This is a genomic window from Sulfitobacter faviae (assembly GCF_029870955.1).
GTDB lineage: Bacteria > Pseudomonadota > Alphaproteobacteria > Rhodobacterales > Rhodobacteraceae > Sulfitobacter > Sulfitobacter faviae.
The window spans coordinates 2208368-2234585 of the sequence record NZ_PGFQ01000001.1; the positions used below are offsets into that span (position 1 = coordinate 2208368).

Below are 26218 nucleotides of genomic sequence, written 5' to 3' on the forward strand. Positions count from 1 at the left end.
CGTCGGGGCTTGTCGCGCTATGGCTAAAGAATAAAGATCGCCACCAACGGCAACAGGGGATTCTCATGGCTTTTAAAACCGACATTCAAATCGCCCGCGAAGCGGCGAAACGCCCTATTCAGGAGATCGGCGCGAAGCTGGGCATCTCAAGCGACGACCTGCTGCCCTATGGCCATGACAAGGCGAAGGTGAGCCAATCCTTCATCGATTCCGTGCAGGAGCGCGCGAACGGCAAGCTGATCCTCGTCACCGCGATCAACCCAACCCCGGCGGGGGAGGGCAAGACCACCACCACCGTGGGCCTCGGCGACGGGCTGAACCGGATCGGCAAAAAGGCGGCGGTCTGCATCCGCGAAGCCTCGCTCGGGCCGAACTTCGGGATGAAGGGGGCGCTGCGGGCGGCGGCTATGCCCAAGTGGTGCCGATGGAAGAGATGAACCTGCATTTCACCGGCGATTTCCACGCCATCACCAGCGCCCACAACCTGCTGGCGGCGATGATCGACAATCACATCTACTGGGGCAACGAGTTGGAGATCGACACCCGCCGCGTCACATGGCGCCGGGTGGTCGACATGAACGACCGCGCCCTGCGCCAGATCACCGCCTCCTTGGGCGGTGTGCCCAACGGTTTCCCGCGCGAGACGGGCTTTGACATCACTGTAGCCTCCGAGGTGATGGCGATCCTCTGTCTGGCCAAGAACCTTACCGATCTGCAAGAGCGCCTTGGCGCAATGATCGTCGCTTACCGCCGCGACCGCAGCCCGGTCTATGCCCGCGACATCAAGGCGGATGGGGCGATGACAGTGCTCTTGAAGGACGCGATGCAGCCGAACCTCGTGCAGACGTTGGAGAACAACCCCGCCTTCGTCCACGGCGGGCCTTTCGCCAATATCGCCCACGGTTGCAACTCGGTCATCGCTACGACAACGGCGTTGAAACTGGCAGATTATGTGGTGACAGAGGCAGGCTTTGGCGCCGATCTCGGGGCCGAGAAATTCATGAACATCAAATGCCGCAAGGCGGGGCTGGCGCCTTCGGTGGTGGTCGTCGTCGCCACGGTGCGCGCGATGAAGATGAACGGCGGCGTCGCGAAAGCCGACCTGGGGACCGAGAATGTCGAGGCCGTGCAACAGGGTTGTGCTAACCTTGGCCGCCACATCGAAAACGTGAAATCCTTTGGCGTGCCCGTGGTGGTGGCGATCAACCATTTCGTCACCGATACCGACGCCGAAGTGGCGGCTGTGAAGGACTATGTCGCGGCCCAAGGGGCTGAGGCAATCCTCTCGCGCCACTGGGAGTTGGGCTCGGAAGGCTCCGCCGATCTGGCCACCCGCGTGGCCGAGATCGCCGATGGCGATCACGCGAATTTCGCCCCGCTCTATGCCGACGAGATGCCGCTGTTCGAAAAGATCGAGACCATCGCCAAACGCGTCTACCGCGCCGATGAGGTGCTGGCCGACCAAAAGGTGCGCAACCAGTTGAAAGATTGGGAGGCGCAGGGCTACGGTACTCTGCCGGTCTGCATGGCCAAGACCCAGTATAGTTTCTCAACCGATCCCGACCTGCGCGGCGCGCCCACCGGTTTCAGCGTCCCCATCCGCGAGGTGCGCCTTTCGGCAGGGGCGGGTTTCGTCGTCGTCATCTGCGGTGAGATCATGACCATGCCGGGCCTGCCGCGGGTGCCTTCTGCCGAGGCAATCAAGCTCAACGCCGATGGCGATGTGGAGGGATTGTTCTAAGGCGGGTTGCAATGGCCCGCCGTCGCGGTGATGTAGAGCGTGTTCAACCTGCAGCGAGCGAAAGTGAGACGGATATGGCAGCGACAATCATCGATGGCAAAGCCTTTGCAGCAACGGTGCGTGAGAAAGTCGCGGGCCATGTCGACCGGCTGAAGACGGATCACGGCGTCACCCCCGGCCTCGCCGTGGTGCTGGTCGGCGAAGACCCGGCAAGCCAAGTCTACGTCCGCTCCAAGGGCAAGATGACCCGCGAGGTCGGCATGAAATCGGTCGAACACAAGCTGCCCGCGACCGTCGATCAGGGCGAGTTGCTCAAGCTGATCGACGCATTGAACAACGACCCCGAGATCCACGGCATCCTCGTGCAACTGCCGCTGCCGGATCATCTGGACGAAACCCGCGTGGTCAACGCCGTCTCGCCCGCCAAGGACGTGGACGGTTTTCACATCTCCAACGTCGGCCTGCTGGGCACGGGGCAGAAAAGCATGGTGCCCTGCACCCCGCTGGGCTGCCTGATGATGCTGCGGGACCACCATGGCGATCTGACCGGGATGAACGCGGTGGTCATTGGCCGTTCCAGCATCGTCGGCAAACCGATGGCGCAGCTGCTCTTGGGCGATAACTGCACCGTGACCATCGCGCATAGCCGCACCCGCGATCTGCCCGAAGTGGTGCGCCGTGCCGATATCGTGGTCGCTGCCGTTGGCCGCCCCGAGATGGTGCCCGGCGATTGGATCAAAGAGGGTGCCACGGTGATCGACGTGGGCATCAACCGGATCGAGACCGGCGAGAAAACCAAACTGGTCGGCGACGTGGATTTCGACAGCGCCAGCGAGCGTGCAGGGGCCATCACCCCGTGCCCGGCGGGGTCGGGCCGATGACCATCGCCTGCCTGCTGGCCAATACGGTCACCGCCTGCTGCCGCGCCAATGGGTTGGCAGAACCCGAAGGGCTGACCGCCTAAGCGCCTGGCACAGGCACGATGGTGCCTTGCAGGATGGCGATGAGCTTGGCCGCGCCATCCGTTTCCGCATGCACCTCTGCCGTGACCACACAAAGCCGCCGGCCCGGTTTGACCACCCGGCCCGTGGCAATCAGCCTGTCTCCCCGTGCGGGGGCCAAAAGGTTGATCTTGATCTCCGAGGTCACGACATCGACCTCCGGCGGCAACATGCTTAAAGCTGCGTAGCCCGCCGCGGAATCGCCAATGGAAAAGGTCAGCCCCGCATGGCCAAAACCCTGCTGCTGCATCGCGCCGGGCAGGACCGGCGCCGCAACCTTGACCAGACCCGACTGCACATCGATGATCTCGGCCGCCAAGGTCTGCATCATGGTCTGCTTGGCAAAACTTTCCCGCACCCGGCGTTCAATCTGATCATCCATCATCGCTTCTTTCCGGGCATGGGGATCGCCACAGGCTGCGGCCCCGTCAGCACCGCGCAGGCCTCCGGCCCCATTAAATCACAAAGCACCCGCGACTGGCTGCGCAGCCCGCCGGTATAGGTGCCATATGCAGGCAGGATCAGCCGCTTGCTGTCAAACAAAAACGCCGGACGCGAGATGCTGCGGCCCCGCGCGCGGATCGATGCCTTGGGGTGATAATGCCCTGACACCTCGCCGCAGGCCCCCTTCGCCGCGATATGCCGAAAAGTCAGCGGGCCGAGCGCCAACTCACCCAAATGGGTACCACCCAGCCCAACCGGACCCGGATCATGATTGCCTTCGATCCAATCCCACCGCCGCCCGGCCTGCAGACCAAGAATCCAAAGCCGCTCTTCCTCTGGCAGCGCCTGTGCCGCGCCGAGGTCATCGAAACTATCGCCAAGGCAGATCACATGCCGCGCCTGCGTGAAAGACAGGTCGGCCGCTAACCGGTTCAACGTATCGCGCGTCTCATAAGGCGGCAGCGCCGACCCGCCGCGCCGCGCGATCCGTTCCGACTTGCCCAAGTGAAGGTCGCTCACGCAGAGCAAATCCCTTTCGCGCCACCAAAGCGCGCCAGAGCCAAGCGCGGTCAGCGCGGCTCCAGCGAATGAAAACTCAAGTCCGTTCATCCTTTGTTCATCTGAGATCGCCGCTGATTTGGCAAGGGCCAAACGCGAAGGTAGCGCATGCAGAATAGGGCAGCGCAGAGGTATTTAAGAAAGGATGAATTGCAGAAAGCGCGCCCCGCGATCGGGTGGTCACCGGACCGGAGACGCGCCTTCATCCTTTGCGGTCATCGGCTCCTCAGCCTGTACCGCGAGAGGAAGATGCGCCACCTTGGTTAAAGAACCCTTAATCATCTTCATCCTTTTTCAAATACCTTGCAGAACCTCTCTGCCCGCGAAACGCCAATGTTCAACGACCGTCCCGCCAGAGTGGCTGATCCGACGGCGGCGGGGTGAGTTGCGCGAGGCCAGACGCCTCCATCAAACGTTCCGCCTCTTCCGCCAACAGGCGATCCTGCCCCGCGCCTTCGACCGGCACGCGGCCCATTTCGAGAAACAGCGGCGCGGCTAGGGGGCTTACGCGGGAGAGCTTGCGATGGGTGATCCGCCCGGCGATCCGCCCGAGCATTTCTTCGATTCTGCCGAAATCCACCAATCCGCTCAGGGCTTCTTCGCGGGTGATGTCGAGCATCAGGTGGTCCGGTTCATAGCGTTGCAGCGTGTCGTAGAGGATATCGCTGGAAAAGGTCGTTTGCCGTCCGGATTTGCGCGCCTGCGGGCTGTTGCGCTCGATCAGTCCGGCGATGGTGGCGGCGGCGCGAAACGTGCGTTTCATCACGGCATTGCCAGCGAGCCAACTGTCGAGCCCTTCGTGCAGCACCGTCGGATCAAGCAGCGGTGCCGGATCATCGACGGGGGAGAGCCCCCAGATCAGCGTGGCATAGTCCGTCGCGACGAAGCCCAAGGGGCGTAGACCAAGGTCTTCCATGCGTTTGGTGAGCAGAAGGCCGAGCGTTTGTTGGCCGTTACGTCCGGCGAAGCCGTAGAACACCGTCTGTTCGGCAAAGTCATGGGGGAAGCTTTCCACCAGCAGCGTGCCGGGCTGCGGCAGTTGGCTGACCTCGCGTTGCAGGCTGAGCCATTCGGCGGTGTGGAGCGGCAGTTCGGGCCAGCTGTCTTGGGTGAACATTTGTTGCACACGGGCCGAGAGTTGGGTGGAGGTGGCGAATTTCGTACCGCCGAAAGTGGCCACTTTCGGCTTTTTCGCGGCATTTCGGCTGACCTCCACCACGGTTTCGCGCAGCCCTTCGTAGCGCACGATTTGCCCGCCGATCAGGAAGGTATCGCCTTTGGTTAGCGTGGCGGCAAAGCCTTCTTCGATTTCGCCCAGGGGTTTGCCGCCGCGGTTGCGTTTCATGCGGACCTTGAGCTTGTCGGTGTCCTGAATGGTGCCGATGTTCATGCGGATGCGTTGCGCGGCGCGGGGGTCACGCAGTTGCCATTGCCCGTCGGGGCGTTGCAGCAGCCTTTGCCAGCGGTCATAGGCGCGCAGCGCGTAGCCCCCGTGGCGCAGAAATCCAAGCAGGCGTCGAAGGCGGCGCGCGACAGGTTGGCATAGGCCCCGGCGGTGCGGATTTGGGCAAAGAGGTCCTCGGCGTCGAAAGGCCCGGCGCAGGCGGTGATGAGGATGTGTTGGCAGAGCACGTCGCGCGGGCCGTCCCCCCGTGGGTCGCCGTCGAGCGCGCCTTCGAGCACCGCCTCTAGTGCCGCCACGCATTCCACCACTTCGAAGCGGTTGGCGGGGACCAGAAGCGCCTTCGACGGCGCGTTGTAGCGGTGGTTGGCGCGGCCGATGCGCTGGACCAGACGTTTCACGTTCTTCGGCGCGCCGATCTGGATGATGAGGTCCACGTCGCCCCAGTCGATCCCGAGGTCGAGCGTGCCGGTGCAGACGATGGCGCGCAAATCGCCGCGTACCATCGCCGCCTCGACCTTTTCGCGCTGCGCGCGGTCGAGGCTGCCGTGGTGGATGGCGATGGGCAGGGCGTCCTCGTTGGCGAGCCAGAGCTTGTGGAAGAAGATCTCGGCCTGCGCGCGGGTGTTGTGGAAAATCAGCGTCGTCTTGTGTTGGCGCACCTGCTCCAGCACCGCGGGGATCGCATAGGCGGCGCCGCCGCCGGCCCAGGGCGGGGCCTCCTCGGTGCGCAGCATCTGGATGTCGGGGGCGGGGCCGGGATCGGCCAAGAGCACTTCGCAGGGGTCGGGGTGGCAAGCCATCAGGTGGGCGATGGCCGCGGGGTCTTCGACGGTGGCCGAGAGGCCCACGCGTTTCAGGTCAGGGCAGAGGGCTTGCAGCCGGGTCAGCGCCAGCATCAGCTGGTCGCCGCGTTTGCTTTCGGCCAGCGCGTGGATCTCGTCGATCACCACGCGTTTGAGGCCGCGAAAGGTGCGCGCGGCGTCCTCATAGGAGGTCAGCAGGGCGAGGCTTTCGGGCGTGGTCAGCAGGATATGCGGCGGGTCGGCGCGTTGGCGGCGGCGGCGCGACTGCGAGGTGTCGCCCGTGCGGTCCTCGATGCGGATCGGCAGGCGCATCTCCTCGACCGGGCGGGTGAGGTTGCGTTTGATGTCCGCGGCCAGCGCCTTAAGCGGCGAGATGTAGAGCGTGTGCATCCCCTCGTGATCATGCTCGGCCAGATCGACGAGGGTTGGCAGGAAACCGGCCAGCGTTTTACCGCCGCCTGTGGGGGCGATGAGCAGCAGGGCGTGGGCCTCGGCACGGTCCAGCATCTCTTGCTGGTGCGGGTGCAAAGACCAGCCGTTCTGGGCGAACCAATCGGCGAATTTGGGGGGTAGGGCGCGCATGCACCCAATGTAGTATCGGCAGGGCGCGGTGCCAGCGGCAGCGGCTATTTAACGATCACCTCATCGCGAACGAACATATTGGCCCATGCCCGGTCCACCAGATCGGGGTTCATCTGATAGGGGATGCCTTCGAAATCGCAGATCGCGATCATCTGGTCGATCAGGAAATTCGGCTGATAATTCGCATAGACATTGTCGATGGTGGGGTATTTCACCTTGAGCAGATGAACCAGCGTCGCCTCGTCCAGCGGCATGCCGCGTTTGCGGGCGACCATGGCAAAGATCTTGAGGAAGTTCTCTTGGTCCGGCCCGTCGATCTTGATCTTGAAAAAGATACGCCGCAGGGCGGCTTGGTCGAAAATCTCATTCGGGTGGAAGTTGGTAGAGAAGATCACCAGCGTATCAAAAGGCACCTCGAATTTCTCGCCCGATTGCAGGGCGAGGATGTCTTTGCTTTCCTCCAGCGGCACGATCCAGCGGTTGATGATGCTTTGCGGCGGCTCTTTCTGGCGGCCAAGGTCGTCGACGATGAAGATGCCGCCCGTGGCCTTGAGCTGCAGCGGCGCCTGATAGGTCCGCGCCGTGGGGTTGTAAACGAGATCGAGCATATCGAGCGACAGCTCGCCGCCGGTGATGACGGTGGGGCGTTCGCAGCAGACATAGCGGGCGTCATAGCGCGTGATCCGGCGCAGGGAGGTGGGGTCTTGCACCTCGGCCTCGGCGGCGGAATGGACGATCGGGTCATAGACGGTAATGACTTGGCCTGCGTATTCGATGGCGCGGGGGACATAGACCCGATCGCCAAGCGCGTCGCGTATGCCGTTGGAAATGCTGGATTTACCGTTTCCCGGCGGGCCGTACATCAGGATCGACCGCCCGGCAGAGACGGCGGGGCCGAGGTGATCCAGCAGGCTGTCGGGCAGCACCAAATGGCCCATGGCCCCGGTTAACTGGTCACGGGTGATTTGCAGATTGCGCACGGATTGGCGTTTGACCTGCTCGCGGTAAACCTCAAGCGGGACGGGCATGGCGCCGAAATATTCCGACTGCGCCAGCGCATCCAATGCGCGCGCCTTGCCTGCATCGGTCAACTGGTAGCCCATCTCATTGCCGCTGGTGGCGCTGAGCGTGCCGGTGGCTTCGATCAGGCGCTGGCTGCGGGCTTGATCCACCATCTCCTGCGTGACCGGGATCGGCAGGCAGAGCGCTTGGGCCAGTTCGCTGACCATCTCGACGTTCTTGCGAAAGATGGTTTTCAAAAGGATATCGCGCATCATCACGATGGGCAGTTTCATATCCTCCAACCGCTTGGGGGGCGGCGGGGCAAGCACGGTGCTGGTCGGGGCGTTCATCAACGGCTTCCTTGGAAAGTCATGCGGCGGTGCGGCTTGTCGGTCAGACTGGAGGGTAAATCTTGAATATGGCGTGAATGTGGACGCATTTGCGCGCTGAAAAAGAGTTTGCAGCGGGGCGGTCAGCCCCCGAAGAGCGCCCCCAAGATCAGATAAAGCCCCAGCGTGGTGCCAAGGGCGAGGCCCATGGGGAATTTCTTGGTTTCCTGCCAGCTCTGCCAATCGGGGGCGAGGCGGCGCAGGGGGGTGTATTTCACCCCGCGGTGCGTGGCGGCGGCGGCGAGAAGGGTGGCCATAAATAGCATCATTAAGAGGCGTAGATCGCCCCATGCGATATAGGGCGCGGCGGCGGCGGCGAATTTTGCGTCACCGGCCCCCATGACCCCGGCGGCGTTCAGGACGATGCCGACCACCAGCACCACGACAAGGCTCAGCAGGCGCCAGAGATAGGTGTCAAAGGGCAGCAGAAACAGCCCCAGCAACACAAAGATCGCGGTCAGCACCAAGACCGCCTGATTGGTAATGCGCATCTGCTTCATGTCGGTGAAGGCGACATAGAAGCAGATCGGCAGGACGAAGGGCAGAAACCACAGGGCCGCCGTGGCAGAGATCGCCATGGATCAGCCGTTTTCCAATGCGCGCAGAGAGCGGACGGCGGCTTCGAAATGCTGGGGGTGCGTGTCGATCGCTTCGCGCAGCAGACCCTTGCCGGTTTCCACATCGCCGCGTTTGATCGCCGAGAGGGCCATCGTGTGCAAAAGCTGGGCGCGCTCAGATTGCTCCATCGGCATGACGGGCAGGGTGTAGTCGCGCTGCGCGGCGCGGGCCATGATCAGGTTGTTCTTGGCGGTGAAAAGCGTGTTGTCCTGACGGATCGCCTCGCCGAACAGTCGCTCGGCCTCAGCATAATCGCCGCGGGTCAGCTTTGAGTAGCCCCAGTTGTTCATCACGGCGGCGGGGGTGGTGGTCAGGCCGACGGCGATTTCGTAAAAGCTGTCGGCGCGGTCCCACTGTTCCTTGCTGTCGGCGACCATGGCCTCGAGCCGGTAGCGGGCAAAGGTCTCATGAGTGGGGGGGATGCCGTTGAGCACCGTCTCGGCCCGCGCCCAGTTGCCCGAGCGGATCAGCGCATCGGCCAGTTGCACGCGGTCTTCGGGGGTGGCGCCCTCCATCTTGGTGACCTTGTCCCATTCGGTCACGGCCTCGGTCGTGCGTTTGGCGCGGACCAGTGACGCGGCAAGCCCGCGCTGGTGGTCGATGCGGTCGGGGCTTTCCTTGACCGAACGCGCGAAATAGCTCACCGCCTCATTCGGGTCGGCCACTGTCAGCATCACGTCGGAGAGGTTGGTCTCATCCACCACGTTGACGTCCTTGAAAGCCCGTTCAACGGTGGCGTTCGCGTCTTTTTCACCGCAGCCAGCAAGGGCGGTGACGCCTGCCATGCAGACGGCCAGAATGATTGGATGGCGCATTTTGCGTCCTCTTACTGCTCTGCCGGGTTATGGTGTCGGACGGATCAGGTAATCCCCGCTGCCGCGCCGCACCAATTTGTAATTATCCTCATTGACTTCTGTTATAACAGATTTCTCCGTTTTTGCGAGTGCCAAGCGCAGATTGTCCCGAATTGCGTCACTTTCGCCATTGTCGAGCGCATAGGCTTTGCGGAAAATCTGCTCGGCTTCGGCGGTCTGGCCGCTTTCCATCAGCACGACGCCAAGGTTGTTCCAGACTTCCGGCTCGGCGGCGTCTTTCTCAACGGCGCGGCGCAGCAGGGTTTCGGCTTGTCCCAAACGCCCGAGCCCGAGGTTGGCGCTGCCGAGGGCCGAGAGGATTTCCCCGGTCAGCCCATGCTCCAGCGCGGCGCGGTTGAAGGATTTGATGGCCAATTCATATTGCCCCGCCGCGATGAGCCTATGGCCCACTTCGATCCCATCAACCGCCTCGGCCCGTTGGTTCACGCCGGGGGCATAGAGGTTTTCGGGTGTCTGATCCCGCGCAACGCGGAAAAGCCGCCTGTCGAACAGGCGGCCAGAGCAAGGCCCAAGATCGGCCCGGTGAAAACGGCGCGGAGAAGGCTGCGCCGAATTTTGCCCGTCATTAATTCCCTACCTGACCCAGTTGCGAGATGCCATGTGCCGAGGGGCCGATCAGAATGATCAGCAGCGGCGGCACGGTGAGGCCCATAGTGGCAAGGGTCATCTTGGTTGGCAACTTGTTTGCCGCTTCCTCGGCCCGCATCACACGTTTGTCGCGCATCTCGGCGGCATAGACGCGCAGGGCGTCGGCGATGGAGGTGCCGAAGGCCGCCGATTGGATCAGCACGGTCACGAAAGAGGAGACATCCTGCACGCCGCAACGCTCGCCCATGTCGTTGAGCACCGATACCTTGTCCTTACCGGCTTTCATCTCATAGGCGACCATCTCGAACTCTTCGGAGAGGGCGCGGTAGGAGGCGCGCAGCTCGCGGGCCACGCGGACGATGCATTGGTCCAGCGATTGCCCGGCTTCGACGCAGACCAGCATCATATCCAGCGCGTCGGGGAAGCCCCGGGTGATCTCTTCTTTGCGGGAATCGACCCGGCGGCGGACCCAGTATTTCGGCAGGTAGTAACCAATGGCGCCGGGGCCGATGGCCCACATCATGGTCTGCTGCGTGGTCAGCCCTTCGCCGCCGCCCAAGACATTGGTATAGACCAGACCGCCGACCAGCCCGAGCATCCCAAGGGCGAATTGCGCAAAGTAATAAAGCCGCACCGCATCGCGCGATCGATAGCCCGCTTGGCGCAGCATCAACTGTTTGGCGCTGAGTTCGGCCACGTCCTCGGGCTCAAGAAACTTGGCGAATTTCTGCAACTGCGCGTTTTGATCCGATTGGCGCAGCTTTTCGCGCGAACTGTCGCCCGTCGGGGCAGAACTGGTGCGTTTGAGCTTGGTCAGCGGGTCTTCGGGCTGGCGCAGCATCAAGACCAGCGTGATCGCCACCAAGGCGACGCCCAAAGTGCCGATGATGATGATCAGCCCCATCGGCCCAAGGCTTGGTTGATCTGATCGTTAAGCTGATTGAAAAATTCCATCACCGGCCTCTCAGACTTTGATATTGGTAAGGATGCGCATCACGAAAAGGTTCAGCACAAGGAAAATCCCCACAAGGAAACAGGCGGGAATGAAATAGGGGTGATCGCGCACCTCGTCATAGTAATGCGGATCGCCGAGGTTGATCACCACCAGCGCGGCCAGCGGGAAGCCCGACAGGAACTTACCCGACCATTTCGCCTCGGCCGTGATCGCTTTGACACGGCGGAACAGGCGGAAACGGGCGCGGATCACCTTGGCCAGACCGGCGAGGATCTCGGCCAAGTTGCCGCCCGATTGCTGCTGAATGGTCACGGCGACGGCGAGAAAGCGCAAATCCTGCATGTCGAGCCGTTCGGCCATATCTTTCAGCGCCTCGCCCAGATCGCGGCCATAGGCGGCCTCATCGGCGATCACGCCGAATTCCGAGGCGAGCGGGTCTTGGATTTCCTTCGACACGATGGAGATCGCGTTGGAGAAAGGGTGCCCCACCCGCAGGCTGCGCACCATCAGCTCCACCGCATCGGGAAGCTGTTCTTCGATCATCGCCATGCGTTTGCTGGCCTTATGCGACACCCAGAAGAACACCGCGCCCACGCCCATGCCGATGGAGATAAGCGCGCGCACCGACACGGATGTATCGGTGCCGATGGTCAGCCCAGAAATGCCAAAGCGGCCAACCCGGCCATGATCATCAACAACTGCTGCGGCGTGAAGGCAATCGCGGCCTTCTGCGCACGTTCTGACAGCAGAGAGTAGAGCGGGATCGACTTGGCGTTCATATGCTGCTGCATTTCCTTGCGCAGCTTATCGAGCACCTCTTCGCGGCGGGCGCCTTTCTCCAGCATCTCAAGGCGGCGGTTCACGCGGCTGTTGAGGCTGATGGATTTGCCGAATGCGACAAGGTACAGCCCCTCGACCAGCACCAGAACGCCGATGAAGATCAGGCCATAGATGATTGGTTCGGCACTCATTGCATCAATCCTTACTGGGCCGCCACGGGTTCGTAGATCGAGGCGGGCAGGTCATAGCCCCACATGCGGAACCGCTCAGAGAAGTGGCTGCGCACGCCGGTGGCGGTGAAATGGCCGATGATCTTGTTCTCAGGCGTCAGGCCGACGCGCTGGAAGCGGAAGATCTCTTGCATCGAGATGACCTCGCCCTCCATGCCCGTGATCTCGGTGATCGAGGTCATTCGGCGCGAGCCGTCTTGCAAGCGGCTGGCCTGCACGATCAGGTTCACAGCCGAGGAAATCTGGCTGCGCATCGCTTTCAGCGGCATTTCGATCCCGGCCATGGCAATCATGTTTTCCAGACGGCTGATGCCATCGCGGGCCGAGTTGGCGTGAATCGTGGTCATGGAACCGTCGTGGCCGGTGTTCATCGCCTGCAACATGTCGATGACCTCTTCGCCGCGTGTCTCGCCGACGATGATGCGGTCGGGGCGCATCCGAAGGGCGTTTTTCAGACAGTCGCGGGGGAGACTTCGCCCTTGCCTTCGACGTTGGGCGGGCGGCTTTCCATCCGGCCCACATGGGTCTGTTGCAGTTGCAATTCGGCGGTGTCTTCGATGGTCAGAATGCGTTCGGCATTGTCGATGAAAGACGACAGCGCGTTGAGCGTGGTGGTCTTACCCGAGCCCGTACCGCCCGACACGATGATGTTGAGACGCGTGGCCACGGCGGCCTGCAAATAGGCGGCCATCTCTTCCGAGAAGGCGCCGAAGTTCACCAGATCGTCGATGCCCAGCTTGTCTTTCTTGAACTTACGAATGGACACGAGCGAGCCATCGACGGCCACCGGGGCACCATGGCGTTGAAACGCGAGCCGTCTTTGAGACGCGCGTCAACGTAAGGGTTGCTTTCGTCCACCCGACGCCCCACCGCCGAGACGATCTTGTCGATGATCCGCAGCAGGTGTTTTTCGTCTTTGAAGGTGATGTCGGTCAATTGCAGCTTGCCGTCGCGTTCGACGAAAATCTGCTGCGGGCCGTTCACCAGAATATCATTGACGCTGTCGTCTTTCAGCAGCGTCTCTAGGGGGCCAAGACCGGTGACCTCGTCATAAAGCTCGGAGTTCAGCGTCATGCGGTCTTCGCGGTTGAGCACGATGCTCTTTTCCGAAAGGATCTCAACGGCGATATCGTTGATTTCCTGCCGCAAATCAGCTTCCGAGGCATGTTCCAGCGCGGCGAGGTTGAGGTTGTCCAAAAGCGCGCGGTGCAATTCGAGTTTGATCTCACTCATCCGCTGCTTGCGCTTGACCTCACGGTCCTCGGGGAGACGGCGGCGGGCTTGACCGCGCGGCGCATTGAAACCGGTTTGGCCGCCGGCGCGGGCGCAGGCGCCGCGGGGGCGGGCTGGGCGGCTTTGGCTGGCTTGGCCTCACGCGCCGGCGCGGGGGCGGCGGCTTTCGGGCTGGCAGAGGCTGGTTTCTTGTATTTCGAGAACATCGGTACGCTCTTTCGCTAGGGGGCTCAGGCGGCTTTGGCCTGCTCGCCCTTGAGATCGTGGATGGAGCTTGCCAGTTTGGCGATTTCGCGGCGCAGCGGGCTTTTCGGCGCGGAATTGGCCAGCGGCAGCCCGTGGTCATTGGCCTGCGTCACCGCCTTGCCGCCATCGGGCATCTGCACGTCGATCGAAATGCTCAACGATTCGGCCATGCGCTTGACCCGGCTCTTGGCGCTGAGATCGGTGAATTTCGGCGCGCGGTTCATCACATAGCGCAGCTTTTCAAAGGGCAGTTCCTCGGATTGCAGTGCCCGTTTGAAGCGCAGCGCGTTCTGGGCCGAGCGCATGTCGAGTTCCAGCATGGCAAAGTAGACATGCGCGCTGGTCAGCACCGTTTCGGACCATTGTACCAGCGTCGAGGGCATGTCGACGATGACATAGTCGAACTGGTTGCGGGCCATGTTGAGGATGCGGTCGATATCTTCGTTGGTCACGATGTCGAGCGGCAGCATCTCTGCCGGGGCGGTCAGCACATGCAGCTTGTCCTCAAAGGTTTGCAGCGCTTGGCCAAAGATCTCTTCGTCCATGGATTCCGTGTCGGACATCATCTCATAGACCGCCTCGCGACGTTGCAGATCAAGGAAAGTCGCGACCGAGCCATATTGCAGGTCGAAATCCAGCAGGCAGACCGAGGGCGGGTTTTTCTTGTCGGCATTCGCCAGTTCCCAAGCGAGGTTCACGGCAAGGGTCGTGGCCCCGGTGCCGCCAGCCAAACCATGCACCACGATCAGTGCGCCATCCTTTTGCGCACCGGCCTTCAACTGCGGCGTGCTGCTGTCGGCTGCGGGGGCAGGGGGGCGTTCTCTCCGGCGCGGACGCGGGCGATGGCCTGGGCCAATTCGCCTTCGGGCAGCGGATAGGGGACGAATTCATCGGCCCCCTGCCGCAGCAGCGAATGCAACGCGGCGGGGGTCATGTCTTCGGCGATCAGGATCACCCGGATGTTGCGCGCCTTGGCCTGCGTGATGATTTCACTCATCAAAACGAGGTTGTCCTCGTCGGTCTCATCCATGGCGAGGGCGACGAATTCCATCGCCTCGGCTTCGGGTTGGCTGAAGAATGCCAGCGCCTCGGCGAATCCCAGATCGCCCCAGCTTTCGCCCAAAGTGGCTTCCATATCTTCGATCAAGAGGTCGAAGTTCTGTACATCACGGCTGATTGTGCAGGCAACGATCGGCGCTGCTTCGGGTTGTGGCATAGTGCTGCTCATGACCTTTTGTCCTTTACATCAACGGTTTGGCCGGAGGGCGGCGATATTCTGTCGCTGCGAACGCTCTGACCTCTGCCTCATGCGCGGCTCTTGAGCCGGGCACATTTATCCTTCTGCGTCGAATATCACCCCCAACTGGGGCGAGATTGGGGCCAAAAAGCCTCTATTGTTGGGTATCTTGAAACGATACGTCCATTCGCGCCCGATTGGACATGGCTTTTCAGAGACGAAAACCCCGCGACCCAAAGGCGCGGGGGATATTATCCATGCGAAAGAAGGGCTTACCTTTACTCCCCGCCGCCACCTGCTTCGGTGGCACCGGAGCTTAGCTGAGAGGGGGGCACGGCGCTGGCTACATATTCGCGGTAGATGATCTGCGCATATTTGCCGTCCAGCAGCATCGGGTGGCCCTGGACGAAGCCGCTGACCTCGGTCACCGTGCGCCGGTTGCGGCGCTCGCGGCCCTGGGTCACGATCAGCGGCTGCGTTTCGCCAAAGGAAACAACGGCTTCCAAACGGCTGGGGCTGATTCCCAAGGTCGAGAGATAGCGCACCACGGCCTGCGCCCGGCGCAGCCCCAAGGCGCGGTTATAGGCCTGCGAGCCGACCAGATCGGTGTGACCATAGACGCGGAAGCGAATCTCGGGGAATTGGCGAATCCAGCTGGCCTGCTGGCGCAGGATGGCTTTCGCATTCGCGTCCAGTCGGGCCGAGTTGAAGGCGAAGGTGACGGTCGAGCGGACTTCGTTAGAGAAACGGTTCGCCAGATCAAAGGTCACACGCTTTTCGCCGGTCATGACTTGGCGGTTGTGCAGCGTAGCATTGCCGAATTGGCCGGTGTCCACGATCGACCCCGCCTCGCGGTAGAACTGCGTATAGACCGGATCGTTGCTGGGCGCGCAGGCGGCGAGCCCGGCAAGGGCCGCGGTGCCAGCGATCAACGTGATATGTCTGCGTGTCATCGGATCAATCCAGTACATAACCGTAGGAACCGCGGAAGTCCTGCTTGGCCACTTCGCCCGCAGCACCGCGGCTCGGGGTGCGGGTGCCATCCGCCGTGCGCCCGTGCAGGAACAGGTCTTTTTCAGAGGGCGGTTTGATGCGGTCCGTGGGCAGGGCCAGCGCTTCGCCTCGGGTCGGGGTGACCAGATGGGCGGTGACGATGATGACCAATTCGGTCTGGCTGCGCTGGTAATCCGCCGAACGGAACAGTGCGCCCAACACCGGCACATCGCCGATCCACGGCAGTTGCCGCGTGCTGTCGGTGAAATCGTCGGTCAAAAGGCCCGCGATGGCAAAGCTTTCACCGTCACGCATCTCGACCGTGGTCGAGGTCTCGCGGCGGGTGAAGGCGGAAATCTCGATGCCGTTGCCCAATGAAATGCTGTTGCTTGCGTCGATGGCCGAAACGGCGGCGTTCATCTCAAGGTTGATGATATCCTTGTCCACGACGCGCGGAATAAAGGCGAGTTCTACGCCGAAGGGTTTGAACTCCACCGACACCGTATCACTGGTTTGGGCGACTGGGATCGGGTACTCGCCCCCGGCGAGGAACTTGGCCTCTTGCCCTGAAAGCGCCACGAGGTTCGGCTCTGCCAAGAACCGGACCACGCCCTTTTCTTCCAATGCTTCCAACAGGATGCCCACTTGGGTAGAGCCTGCGTTGAAGCCGAAAAGCACCGCGCCTGCGTTCTGGTTCGCCGATGGGATCGACCCGCCAAGCGAGGTCGCGACCCCGCCTGACGTATTGGTGCTGCCAGTGCCCGCGCTGAAATCGGAGCCGCCGTTGATTGCCAGCGAAGAGCCGAGCGATTTCGACACGTTGCGCTGCATCTCGGCAAAACGGACCTTCATCATGACCTGCTGGATGCCGCCCACGCTCATCAGGTTGCTGACCCGTTCGGGAGCATAGCGTTCGGCCAGATCGAGCGCGCGTTGCAGCCGTTGTGTGGAAGAGACAATGCCCGACAGCACGATACCGTCATTAGCGGTGCGCACTTCGATCTTCTCACCCGGCAGGATTTGACGCAGCCGTTCTTTGAATTCAGAGACATCCGCCGCGACGCGGACATCGACATTGGTGATCAACTGCCCTGCCGCGTCGAGCAGCGTGAGCGTGGTCAGCCCCGGCGATTTGCCCAACACATAGATCGTGCGGTCAGACAGGGAGGAGATATCCGCGATGCCGGGGTTGGCGATGCTGAGTTCCGCGAAGGGAATGTCGCTTTCCACCACCACGGCGCGGTTCATCGGGACGTCGAGGCTGGAATTGGTGCCGCGTTTGACAACGCGCAGCGTGTCGGCGCCAGCTGAACTGGGCAGGGTCAATGCCATCGGCATTGCGCCCAGTGTCAGCCCCAGAAGGGCCGCTTTAAGAAATCTATCGATTTTCATGTGACCTGCCTTTTTGATCACGCCTCGGGATGGGTCTTTTTGCCCTCGTTTGGCAACACTCTGCGGCAATTCCAAATTTATTGCAAGAATCAAGCTCTTCGCGGGCGCTGTGCATGTGGGCTATGCGCAACATAGCTGCAAAAATGAAAGACGCCGCAGGGGGGGTGCGGCGCCTTCATTAACTTAGCAAGAGGTTGTTTTCAGGTCAGTTTGTGCAGGGGATCGGCAGTTCGACCACCTCAGCCCCGCGGCGGGTGCGGATCGTGCAAACCTTCTCTTTGGTTACTTCGGCGATGGTCTCTTGCGCCTCGATTCCCAGAAGCGAACGTTGGTCGACTTCGATGGCCTCGGCCACGGTGTCGTCATTCGTGCCGACGAGAGCGAGGGAGAGTTTGCCGGTAGATTGTGCCTGGGCAAGGGCGGCCACCTGTTGCGGCTTTACGGCCACCGTCACTGTCTTGGCGATCGAGGCTTCTTCCATCACCAGCGCATCGGCGCTCTGGTCGATGGCGATCAGTTGCACGCCAGATTCGATCAGCTTGGTCACATCGCCGTTGCTGGATTGGTTGCCCACGTTCACGCGGCCCGTCCAATAGACGTCAACCCGGTCCCCGGGGCGCAGGAAGCCCGAAACGCCGCTAGAGACGTCGACTTTGATGGTGAAGGCACGCGTGCCGCGGGCCAAACGGGAGGTGAGACCGGAATCTTCGCCCGGCTCGGTCACCTTGACGGCCATGATCGCTTCATCTTTCTCGATGTTGCGCAGCACGATGCGTTGTTCTTTGGTGTTCTCCGGGAAAAGGGCGATTTCTTCGACGAAACTGCCCTCGGGAATGGCATTCTCAGGCCATTTCACCGCACGAACGTCCTCGCGGGTGAGGGGCTGCCCGTATTTCAAGGGCTTGTCGGCCACCCAAACGGTTTTCGTTGGCACGACCTGCGCCAGCGCGGCTTGGGCTTGCGCGTTGGCGGCTTGATACTGTGAAATCCGGTCTTTCGCCAGATAAACGGCGCCGCCGGCAAGTGCGACACCTACCAAAAGAACCAATCCGAATACGGCTCGCATGATGTTACCTCTTTGCTATGGAAGCGAATCTCGGCTCGCTTTGATCACCCCAGAAAGTTAGCTGCCGATTATGGCGAGAATTGGTCTGTGTGGGGGCGACGGGAAGGACTTTGGCCTAGTGCATCGCGGCATTAGATGGCTCAAGTTGTGAGCTTTACCCGGATATATTCAACAAGTACGTCTAGGCTGTCGGAGAACAGGCTCAGCGCTAGGATCGCTAGGCCGGCCAGCCCGGCGGTCAGGACAAGCCAATCTACAGTGATGGCACCAGATTGACTGCGTAAAAAATAGTGAAGGGCGCGGCGCATAAGGTTTTTTTCCTAAGAAGCTTCGTGCCTAGTTTGAAGACAAAAGGGGCCGCTCCCGGCTGGAGGTGCGGCCCTAATGATTAGATTTCGCTCAACTAGCGATTAGTTGCTGCGGTCAGCTGTTGTTTCGAAGTTAGTGATGTCTGTGGCGATATTGTCCGACATTGTTTCGACGTTGTCACCGATTGTGTTGAACGCAACAATGGCCAGGCCAACGATCGCAGCGGTCAGAACGACCCAGTCAACTGTCACGGCACCGTCTTCGTCTTTGCGGAAGTTTTTGATAAAGTTCATCATGTCATGTCCCTCCAAGGATCACTGAGTAAAAGGTCTTAACCTCGCCGTCCGGTTTGCCTCGCTCTCTCATTTGAAGCTGTCCGACTTGGTATGACCCTATATAGCCGTCAGATTGGGGCGCGAATTTGGCAGCAAACGTGCCTTTTCCAGACTGTCCGCGTTTTTCTTGCGGAAACATGTTAACTCTCTGTTTATAGTCGTTTTAATTCTCGTATCGGGTCTTCCGCCTGCGCTTTCCCACCGTCGAACACCGCAATTGCGGCGAAATTGCCATGATCCCCCGCCTCAAACGCTGGCCCGATTCCACGATTCGTGTGATATTGCCGCGCAAAGGCGCGTTAGACGCAAGGTAGAGCAGGCATGTATCGCATATTGGCATTCTCGCTGGTCACGGCTCTTATGGCCCCTGCCGCCATGGCAGAAGGGCCGAAACCGTTCCCTGAGTTCTCGGCCAAACGGGTCGGCCCGCCCAAGAAGGGGGCCAAACGCATCACGGTGCAAATCGATCCGGCGGCCCGCGCCGCGGCAGCGGCGGAGGTGGACGCAGGCCCCGCGGTCGCCGCGACCCCGAGCGGCGCGATTGCGCCTTTGAATGCCGGGCAGTTCGATTGGTTCTGGGATAAAATCTCTCCAGCGGCTGAGCGGAGCGGGGCAGGGCGGTTGGCGCCCGCGATGGCGGCGCTTTCCGGCGGTCAAGTCCCCGCGCCGCGTTTGCAGCATCTGCAGGATATCGCGCGCAGCAATGGGGTGGATATCCTGCGCGCTACGGTTGGTACGAATGTCTCTCCGGCGCTGGTGCTGGCGGTGATCAGCGTGGAATCCGCAGGCCGCGCCGATGCGGTCAGCCGGGCGGGGGCGGCTGGCCTGATGCAACTGATGCCCGATACCGCCGCCCGTTTTGGTGTGCGCGACAGTATGGTCGCGGCCGAGAATATCTCGGGCGGGGTCAAATACCTCGACTGGCTGATGGGGGAGTTCGACCGCGATCCGATTCTCGTGCTTGCGGGTTATAACGCGGGGGAGGGGTCGGTGCGCAAACATGCGGGCGTGCCGCCTTTTGCCGAGACGCGCGACTATGTGCCCAAGGTGCTGGCGGCGTTTCAAGTGGCGCAGGGGCTTTGCCTAACACCGCCGGAACTGATCAGCGATGGCTGCGTTTTTGCCGCGATGAACTGAGCGCGACGGGCATGCCCCCGGATGCCGCCGAGGGCTGTTTTCTCAAACGATGGTCGCTTGGGTCGCGGCGCGCAGCTCGTCCTCGGTCACGCCATCGGCGCATTCGACGATCTTCAAGCCACCTTCGACCACATCGAGCACACCGAGGTTGGTGATGATCCGGTCGACCACACCCTTGCCGGTCAGCGGCAGGGTGCATTCTTTCAGCACCTTCGAGTCACCGGCCTTGTTCTGGTGGTCCATCACCACGATGACCTTGCGGACACCGGCCACGAGGTCCATCGCGCCGCCCATGCCCTTGACGAGCTTGCCGGGGATCATCCAGTTCGCCAGATCGCCGTTCTCGGCCACTTCCATGGCGCCGAGGATCGCCGCTGCGATCTTGCCGCCGCGGATCATGCCAAAGGACATGGCGCTGTCGAAATAGGCGGTGCGGCTCAACTCGGTAATGGTCTGCTTGCCAGCGTTGATCAGGTCGGGGTCTTCCTCGCCCTCGTAAGGGAAGGGGCCCATGCCCAGCATGCCGTTCTCGGACTGAAGGGTGATGTCCTTATCGCCGACGTAATTCGCCACCAGCGTCGGGATACCGATGCCGAGGTTCACATACATGCCGTCTTCGAGTTCCTCTGCGGCCCGCGCCGCCATCTGATCTCTATCCCAAGGCATTATGCGTCCTCCCGCTTGCGTGTCGTGACCTTCTCGATGCGTTTCTCATGCTCGCCTTGAATGATGCGATGCACGTAGATGCCCGGCAGGTGGATGTGGTCGGGGTCGAGGCTGCCGCGGGGGACGATCTCTTCGACCTCGACGATGCAGACCTTGCCGCACATGGCCGCGGGCGGGTTGAAGTTGCGCGCGGTCTTGCGGAAGACGAGGTTGCCGGTGTCATCGGCCTTCCACGCTTTCACGATCGACAGATCGGCAAAGATGCCCTCTTCGAGGATGTAATCCTCGCCGTGGAACTGTTTCACTTCCTTGCCCTCGGCGATCTGGGTGCCGACGCCGGTCTTGGTGTAGAAACCCGGGATGCCCGCACCACCCGCGCGCATGCGCTCGGCCAATGTGCCCTGAGGGTTGAATTCGAGCTCAAGTTCGCCCGAGAGATACTGGCGCATGAACTCGGCATTCTCCCCCACATAGGAGGAGATCATCTTCTTCACCTGCCGCGATTGCAGCAGAATGCCGATGCCGAAGTCATCGACGCCCGCATTGTTCGACGCAAAGGTGAGGTCTTTGGCCCCGTTTTCCTTGATCGCCTGCAACAGCAATTCCGGAATGCCGCAAAGGCCAAAGCCCCCGGCGGCGATCAGCATGCCATCCGACAGAACGCCTTCCAGCGCCTCGGCGGCGGATCCATAGATTTTGTTCACGGGCGACCTCCCTACAGTTTCGCTGCGCCATATGTGACCCTGCGTCGGGGCAGTGTCAATTACGTGGTGCTACGCAGGAAAGGCCGCCCGGAAGGTCAGATGATGCGCACCTGCGTGCCCACGGGGCAGAGGCCGAAAAGCTCTTCGATCTTCTCGTTATAAAGCCCGATGCAACCGTCCGAGGACCGCCGCCCGATCTTGCGCGTGTCATGGGTGCCGTGAATGATATAGGCGGGCCAGCTGAGGTACATCGCATGGGTGCCGAGCGGGTTGTCGGGGCCCGGCGGCATGTATTTGTAATGCGGAAAGCGCTCCATCATCGAGGCGGTGGGCGTCCAGTCGGGGCCTTCCTTCTTGCGCACGATCTCGGTGTAGCCGCGCTTGGTCAGCTCTTCGGTGGCGGGCACGGAGGTAGGGTAGACCTTATAGGTCTGACCGTCCGCGCTCCAGTAATGCAGGGCGCGGCTGGTGGTGTCGGCTACGATCGCGCCTTTGCCAAGGCTGTCGAAATGGTCCTGCCAACGCTGGGTGGCAAAGCTCGACGTGTTGCGCGACACCGGAGGTTCGGCGGAATATTCGCGGGGCGCTTGGCCGGGTTCCTGCGCGCGCAGGATCTGCGGCGTCATCAGCGCCGCGCCGCTTGCGGCGATCAGCCCGCGCCGGGTGAATTTCATGCCTGACATTGATCTGCCTTTCATAGTGGTCTTGCCGCCGCCCCTGATCCGAAAATCGAAGGGGAATGGCAAATCACATATTCATGATGCCGGATATAAAGGCAGGCCGCAGGCGGAACCACGCCGACCCCCGGCGCGGTTGCTGTGCCTAGGCGCGGCTTACGCGCTGTCGGCTTTTTTCGCGGTTGTTTTCTTGGCCGCGGGTTTCTTGGCCGCCGTCTTTGCCGGGGCCTTTTTGGTGGACGTCTTTTTCGCCGCGGGCTTCTTGGCTGCCGTCTTCTTGGCCGGTGCCTTCTTCGTCGCCGCTTTGCGTTTGGCGGGGGATTTGGCGAGCTTCTCTTCGATCAACTCCACCGCGCGCTCCATGGTCAGGTCTGCCGGTTCGATCTCCTTCGGGATCGTGGCGTTGACCTTTTCCCATTTCACATAAGGCCCGTATTTGCCCTCCATGACGTTGACCGCGCCGCCCATATCCGGGTGCTCGCCCATCTCGCGGATCGGTTTCGCGGCCTTGCCCCGGCCACCGCGGCTGGCGACTTTCTCGGCCAACAACTGCACGGCGCGGTTCATGCCGACGGTCCAAACCTCATCGATGCCTTCGAGATTGGCATTGGTGCCGCCCCGGTGCGAGGTGCTTTCGGCGTGTTTGATGTAAGGCCCATAGCGCCCGATGTTGGCCCAGACCATGACGCCATCCTCGGGGTGGGGGCCGATCTCACGCGGGAGCGACAGGAGCATCACGCCCTGTTCCAGCGTCAGATCCTCGGGCACCCAATCCTTGGGGATCGACTGGCGCGGGGGCTTCTTGTTTTCTTCCGTCACCGGGCCGCGTTGAACGTAGGGCCCGAAGCGGCCCTTGAAGACGCGGATTTCGTCGCCCTGATCCTCACCTAGAAGCTTGCCGTCGGGCGGAATGGCCGAGGCTTCGGCCTCCGGGTCTGGCGGGCCGAAGGGGCGGGTGTAGCGGCATTCGGGGTAGTTCGAGCAGCCGATGAAGGCGCCGCCCGAGCGCGCGGTGCGCATCGACAGGCGGCCAATCTCGCAATTGGGGCAAAGCCTCGGGTCGCTGCCGTCTTCGGTGGGCGGGAAGAGATGCGGCTCCAGCACCTCGTTAATCTTTTCCAGCACTTCGGTAATGCGCAGCTCGGATGTCTCGGCGATGGCGGCCGAGAAATCGCGCCAGAAGCGGCGCAGCACTTCTTTATAGGCAGCATCCCCGGCGCTGACCTTATCGAGTTGGTCTTCCAGATCGGCGGTGAAGTCATAGCCGATGTAGCGGCGGAAGTAGTTTTCAAGAAAGGCGGTCACCAGACGGCCCTTATCCTCGGGATCAGGCGGTTGCCATCCTTGCGAACATATTCGCGGTCCTGAATCGTGGTGACGATGCTGGCATAGGTCGAGGGGCGGCCGATGCCGAGCTCTTCCATCTTCTTGACCAGCGTCGCCTCGGTGTAGCGCGGCGGGGGCTGGGTGAAATGCTGCTCGGGCGTGACGCTGCGCTTGTCCATCGCATCGCCCTGATGGATCTGCGGCAGGCGCTTGTCGTCCTCATCAACCACATCGTCGCGGCCTTCCTCGTAGACCCGCAGGAAACCGTCGAAGAGCACGACCTGACCGTTGGCGCGCAGGCCGACCTGCGCATCGTCGCTGCCGATCTCGACGGTGGTGCGTTCCAGCCGGGCGCTTTCCATCTGGCAGGCGAGGGTGCGTTTCCAGATCAGATCATAGAGTTTCGCCTGATCGGCGTCGAGCTTCAGCGCTTTGGCGTCCTTGGTCATATCCGTCGGGCGGATACATTCGTGGGCTTCCTGCGCGTTCTTCGCCTTGTTCTTGTAGATGCGCGGCTCTTTCGGCACGTAATCCGCGCCAAAACGGTCCTTGATCGCGTCGCGCGCCATGGAGACGGCCTCGGGCGCCATGTCGATGCCGTCGGTCCGCATGTAAGTGATGTGGCCGGCCTCGTAGAGACGCTGCGCGGTCGACATGGTCTGGCGCGCGCCCATCGAAAACTTGCGGCTGGCCTCCTGTTGCAGGGTCGAGGTCATGAAGGGGGCCGAGGGGTTGCGGCTGGCCGGTTTCGCCTCGACATTCATCACCTTCAGCGCGCGGGAGGTGATCGCCTGCACCGCCATCTCGGCCTGTGTGGCGTCAGCCAGATCGAAACGTTCGAGCTTGTTTCCGGCCAGCGAGACGAGGCGGGCCTCGAATTCCTGACCGCGCGGGGTGGCGAGCAGCGCCTTTACCGACCAGTATTCCCGGGCGCGAAACGCCTCGATCTCCATCTCGCGCTCGACGATGAGGCGCAGGGTGACCGATTGCACGCGGCCCGCGGATTTCGCGCCGGGCAGTTTGCGCCAAAGCACGGGGGAGAGGTTGAACCCCACCAGATAGTCCAGTGCGCGGCGGGCGAGATAGGCCTCGACCAGCGGCATGTCGACCTGACGCGGGTTCTGCATCGCCTCGGTCACCGCCTTTTGGGTGATCTGGTTGAAGACCACGCGGCTCACCGGCGTGTCCTTCTTGATCGATTTGCGCTTGGTCAGCGCCTCTTGCAGGTGCCAGCTGATCGCCTCGCCCTCGCGGTCGGGGTCAGTCGCGAGGATCAATGCGTTGTCTTGGGCCAGCGCGTCGGCGATGGCTTTGACGTGTTTCTTGCTGTCGCTGGCGACCTCCCATTTCATGTCGAAATCGGCGTCAGTGTCGACCGAGCCGTCTTTTGGCGGCAGGTCACGGACATGGCCGTAAGAGGCGAGAACGGTGTAATCGTCGCCCAGATATTTGTTGATCGTTTTGGCCTTGGCTGGGGATTCGACGACGACGACGGGCATAAATACAGGCACCTTAGATCAAAAACGGGGGCGGCTTTGCGCTGTCTCATGTGGGATTGCAGGGGTGTTTGTCAATGCAGCTGCTGCGTATCGCGGATTTGCGGCGCAGCGGTTTCGCAGGCCGGATGGGCCATTTCGGCGGCATCGACCCTCGGCATTCGAGGCTTGCTTGGCCCGACCAACTGCCCCCGGTTGGTCCCCGGTTTCGCGGCGCTTTAACCGGGCCGCGCTCCTTCGCGGCGTCAGGCAGAGCGGCTGAGCAGCCCGCCGGGTTGGCGCTGAATTTCCCCCTCCATCTCAAGATCGAGGAGCGCGGGGGCGACATCGCTACTCGGCACTTGCAGGTCGCGGATCAATTGATCCTCCGCAACCGGCGCATGGCCGAGACGAGAGAGGATCTGCGCATGGAGCTTCGCGACAGGGCTTTGGTTTCGCGGCGGCGATTCCGGGCGCGGGGCCGCGGGGGGCTTTCTGCGGGGTGGCGGGGTGTGAGCTCCCCCTCCGGCAAAACCTCCAACACATCCGCGGCAGAGCGCACCAGCACCGCGCCGTCGCGGATTAGCATGTTGCAGCCTGCCGCGCGGGCGTCCATCGGATGGCCGGGGACCGCAAGCACGTCGCGGCCCTGATCCAGCGCATCGCGGGCGGTGATTAAACTGCCCGAGCGGGCCGCCGCCTCAACCACCACCGTTGCACGGCTCAGGCCCGAGATGATGCGATTGCGGCGAGGGAAGTGCCGCGCCATCGGTTGCAGCCCCATCGGTTGCTCTGACAAACGCAGCCCCTGCGCGGCAATTTGACCGGCCAGCGCAGTGTTCTCATTAGGGTATATAATGTCGACCCCGCCCGCCTGCACGGCGATGGTGCCGCGGGGCAATGCAGCCTCATGCGCCGCCGCGTCGATGCCCCGAGCAAGGCCGGAGACCACGACTAACCCAGCTTCCCCCAGTTCGGCGGCGAGGTTGCGGGCCATGCGCAGCCCAAGCGAAGAGGCGTTTCGCGCGCCCACGAGGGAGATCATCGGACGGCCCAGCAATGCCGGGTCGCCGATCAGCCATAGGAAGGGCGGCGCATCGGGAAGGTCGCTGAGCAGGCGCGGGTAGGGTGCCTCCCCCTCAACCAGTAGCCGGGCCCCGGCGCGGCGGGCGGCGTTGAGTTCCGCCTGAACCACCCCTTCGGGGCAGATGCGGTAGTCTGATATCCCGGCGGCACGCGCGACTTCCGGCAGCGCCTTCAGCGCCTCTTGGGCAGAGCCATGTTCATCCAGCAGGCGGCGATAGGTCGAAATACCCACGCGGCGAGAGCGCAACAGACGAAGCCGGGCAAACTGTTCATCTTCCTGGGTGGGTGGGAGTGGGGGGTGAGTGGAAGAAGGATGTAGGTCCTTGTCAGTCATCCCGAAACTCCGTCCGTTGCAGAATCAGGTA

At 62.1% G+C, this 26218-nt stretch carries 15 protein-coding genes and 8 pseudogenes; 3 read left to right on the forward strand and 20 right to left on the reverse strand.

The annotated features are described in order from the left end of the window. The first annotated feature begins 65 nt into the window (after nt 1-65). Together CUR85_RS11440 and folD are read left to right on the forward strand one after the other, a co-directional pair. Nucleotides 66-1741 (forward strand): annotated as a pseudogene (locus CUR85_RS11440) (formate--tetrahydrofolate ligase). A 74-nt stretch (nt 1742-1815) separates the two neighbouring features. Continuing rightward, nucleotides 1816-2705: pseudogene (gene folD / locus CUR85_RS11445) on the forward strand (bifunctional methylenetetrahydrofolate dehydrogenase/methenyltetrahydrofolate cyclohydrolase FolD). On the opposite strand, the gene CUR85_RS11450 reads toward folD, so the two are convergent. From CUR85_RS11450 to CUR85_RS11520, 15 genes and pseudogenes are all read right to left on the reverse strand, one after another. Beyond that, nucleotides 2702-3124, reverse strand: coding sequence for a PaaI family thioesterase (locus CUR85_RS11450; protein WP_067267426.1), 423 nt, complete (start codon nt 3122-3124; stop codon nt 2702-2704). The pseudogene folD and the gene CUR85_RS11450 sit on opposite strands and share 4 nt — an antisense overlap. Next, nucleotides 3124-3795 carry a ligase-associated DNA damage response endonuclease PdeM gene (gene pdeM / locus CUR85_RS11455; protein WP_067267424.1) on the reverse strand — a complete coding sequence of 224 codons (672 nt, stop codon included), beginning with the start codon at nt 3793-3795 and terminating at the stop codon, nt 3124-3126. The genes CUR85_RS11450 and pdeM overlap by 1 nt, the downstream gene beginning before the upstream one ends. Before the next feature lie 286 nt (nt 3796-4081). Next, nucleotides 4082-6534, reverse strand: a pseudogene (locus CUR85_RS11460) (ligase-associated DNA damage response DEXH box helicase). 44 nt (nt 6535-6578) lie between these two features. Continuing rightward, nucleotides 6579-7886 carry an ATP-binding protein gene (locus tag CUR85_RS11465; RefSeq protein ID WP_067267421.1) on the reverse strand — a complete coding sequence of 436 codons (1308 nt, stop codon included), beginning with the start codon at nt 7884-7886 and terminating at the stop codon, nt 6579-6581. A 122-nt stretch (nt 7887-8008) separates the two neighbouring features. Beyond that, nucleotides 8009-8503, reverse strand: a complete 495-nt coding sequence (locus CUR85_RS11470; RefSeq protein ID WP_067267419.1) for a prepilin peptidase — start codon at nt 8501-8503, stop codon at nt 8009-8011. A 3-nt stretch (nt 8504-8506) separates the two neighbouring features. Continuing rightward, complete coding sequence (locus CUR85_RS11475) at nt 8507-9358, reverse strand: tetratricopeptide repeat protein (protein WP_067267417.1); 852 nt, start codon at nt 9356-9358, stop codon at nt 8507-8509. Nucleotides 9359-9385: 27 nt separating this feature from the next. After that, nucleotides 9386-9844 (reverse strand): tetratricopeptide repeat protein, encoded by a 459-nt coding sequence (locus CUR85_RS11480; RefSeq protein WP_425520132.1) that lies wholly within the window; start codon nt 9842-9844, stop codon nt 9386-9388. Between the two features lie 139 nt (nt 9845-9983). Next, a complete protein-coding gene (locus CUR85_RS11485; protein ID WP_067267430.1) occupies nt 9984-10910 on the reverse strand; it encodes a type II secretion system F family protein in 927 nt (308 codons plus the stop codon). 60 nt (nt 10911-10970) lie between these two features. After that, nucleotides 10971-11932: pseudogene (locus CUR85_RS11490) on the reverse strand (type II secretion system F family protein). An 11-nt stretch (nt 11933-11943) separates the two neighbouring features. Then, nucleotides 11944-13410, reverse strand: a pseudogene (locus CUR85_RS20560) (TadA family conjugal transfer-associated ATPase). 24 nt (nt 13411-13434) lie between these two features. Further along, nucleotides 13435-14678 (reverse strand): annotated as a pseudogene (locus CUR85_RS11500) (CpaE/TadZ family protein). Nucleotides 14679-14965: 287 nt separating this feature from the next. Next, nucleotides 14966-15640, reverse strand: a complete 675-nt coding sequence (locus tag CUR85_RS11505; protein WP_231886422.1) for an OmpA family protein — start codon at nt 15638-15640, stop codon at nt 14966-14968. A gap of 4 nt (nt 15641-15644) precedes the next feature. After that, a complete protein-coding gene (locus CUR85_RS11510; RefSeq protein ID WP_067267251.1) occupies nt 15645-17072 on the reverse strand; it encodes a type II and III secretion system protein family protein in 1428 nt (475 codons plus the stop codon). Between the two features lie 205 nt (nt 17073-17277). After that, nucleotides 17278-18138: a Flp pilus assembly protein CpaB gene (gene cpaB, locus CUR85_RS11515; RefSeq protein WP_067267253.1), complete on the reverse strand. Its 861-nt coding sequence runs from the start codon at nt 18136-18138 to the stop codon at nt 17278-17280. 410 nt (nt 18139-18548) lie between these two features. Next, the gene (locus CUR85_RS11520; protein ID WP_067267255.1) at nt 18549-18743 is read right to left on the reverse strand and encodes a Flp family type IVb pilin; all 195 of its coding nucleotides are present in this window, start codon (nt 18741-18743) and stop codon (nt 18549-18551) included. Nucleotides 18744-19103: 360 nt separating this feature from the next. On the opposite strand from CUR85_RS11520, the gene CUR85_RS11525 reads away from it, so the two are divergent. After that, nucleotides 19104-19919: a lytic transglycosylase domain-containing protein gene (locus CUR85_RS11525; RefSeq protein WP_067267256.1), complete on the forward strand. Its 816-nt coding sequence runs from the start codon at nt 19104-19106 to the stop codon at nt 19917-19919. Between the two features lie 42 nt (nt 19920-19961). Here the strand turns inward: CUR85_RS11525 and CUR85_RS11530 are convergent, their stop codons facing one another. From CUR85_RS11530 to dprA, 5 genes and pseudogenes are all read right to left on the reverse strand, one after another. Next, a complete protein-coding gene (locus CUR85_RS11530; RefSeq protein WP_067267257.1) occupies nt 19962-20585 on the reverse strand; it encodes a CoA transferase subunit B in 624 nt (207 codons plus the stop codon). Then, nucleotides 20585-21289, reverse strand: a complete 705-nt coding sequence (locus tag CUR85_RS11535) for a CoA transferase subunit A (protein WP_067267259.1) — start codon at nt 21287-21289, stop codon at nt 20585-20587. Before CUR85_RS11535 ends, CUR85_RS11530 begins: the two co-directional genes overlap by 1 nt. 95 nt (nt 21290-21384) lie before the next feature. After that, nucleotides 21385-21972 (reverse strand): L,D-transpeptidase, encoded by a 588-nt coding sequence (locus CUR85_RS11540; RefSeq protein WP_067267261.1) that lies wholly within the window; start codon nt 21970-21972, stop codon nt 21385-21387. A 150-nt stretch (nt 21973-22122) separates the two neighbouring features. Next, nucleotides 22123-24791, reverse strand: a pseudogene (gene topA / locus CUR85_RS11545) (type I DNA topoisomerase). A gap of 242 nt (nt 24792-25033) precedes the next feature. After that, a pseudogene (dprA, locus tag CUR85_RS11550) lies at nt 25034-26187 on the reverse strand (DNA-processing protein DprA). Nucleotides 26188-26218: the final 31 nt, after the last annotated feature.

What these genes read in the sequence shown, in the direction of transcription:
- CUR85_RS11450 (WP_067267426.1), bottom strand. Translation starts at nt 3,124, where the DNA reads ATGGATGATCAGATTGAACGCCGGGTGCGGGAAAGTTTTGCCAAGCAG.
- pdeM (WP_067267424.1), bottom strand. Translation starts at nt 3,795, where the DNA reads ATGAACGGACTTGAGTTTTCATTCGCTGGAGCCGCGCTGACCGCGCTT.
- CUR85_RS11465 (WP_067267421.1), bottom strand. Translation starts at nt 7,886, where the DNA reads ATGAACGCCCCGACCAGCACCGTGCTTGCCCCGCCGCCCCCCAAGCGG.
- CUR85_RS11470 (WP_067267419.1), bottom strand. Translation starts at nt 8,503, where the DNA reads ATGGCGATCTCTGCCACGGCGGCCCTGTGGTTTCTGCCCTTCGTCCTG.
- CUR85_RS11475 (WP_067267417.1), bottom strand. Translation starts at nt 9,358, where the DNA reads ATGCGCCATCCAATCATTCTGGCCGTCTGCATGGCAGGCGTCACCGCC.
- CUR85_RS11485 (WP_067267430.1), bottom strand. Translation starts at nt 10,910, where the DNA reads ATGGGGCTGATCATCATCATCGGCACTTTGGGCGTCGCCTTGGTGGCG.
- CUR85_RS11505 (WP_231886422.1), bottom strand. Translation starts at nt 15,640, where the DNA reads ATGACACGCAGACATATCACGTTGATCGCTGGCACCGCGGCCCTTGCC.
- CUR85_RS11510 (WP_067267251.1), bottom strand. Translation starts at nt 17,072, where the DNA reads ATGAAAATCGATAGATTTCTTAAAGCGGCCCTTCTGGGGCTGACACTG.
- cpaB (WP_067267253.1), bottom strand. Translation starts at nt 18,138, where the DNA reads ATGCGAGCCGTATTCGGATTGGTTCTTTTGGTAGGTGTCGCACTTGCC.
- CUR85_RS11520 (WP_067267255.1), bottom strand. Translation starts at nt 18,743, where the DNA reads ATGATGAACTTTATCAAAAACTTCCGCAAAGACGAAGACGGTGCCGTG.
- CUR85_RS11525 (WP_067267256.1), top strand. Translation starts at nt 19,104, where the DNA reads ATGTATCGCATATTGGCATTCTCGCTGGTCACGGCTCTTATGGCCCCT.
- CUR85_RS11530 (WP_067267257.1), bottom strand. Translation starts at nt 20,585, where the DNA reads ATGCCTTGGGATAGAGATCAGATGGCGGCGCGGGCCGCAGAGGAACTC.
- CUR85_RS11540 (WP_067267261.1), bottom strand. Translation starts at nt 21,972, where the DNA reads ATGTCAGGCATGAAATTCACCCGGCGCGGGCTGATCGCCGCAAGCGGC.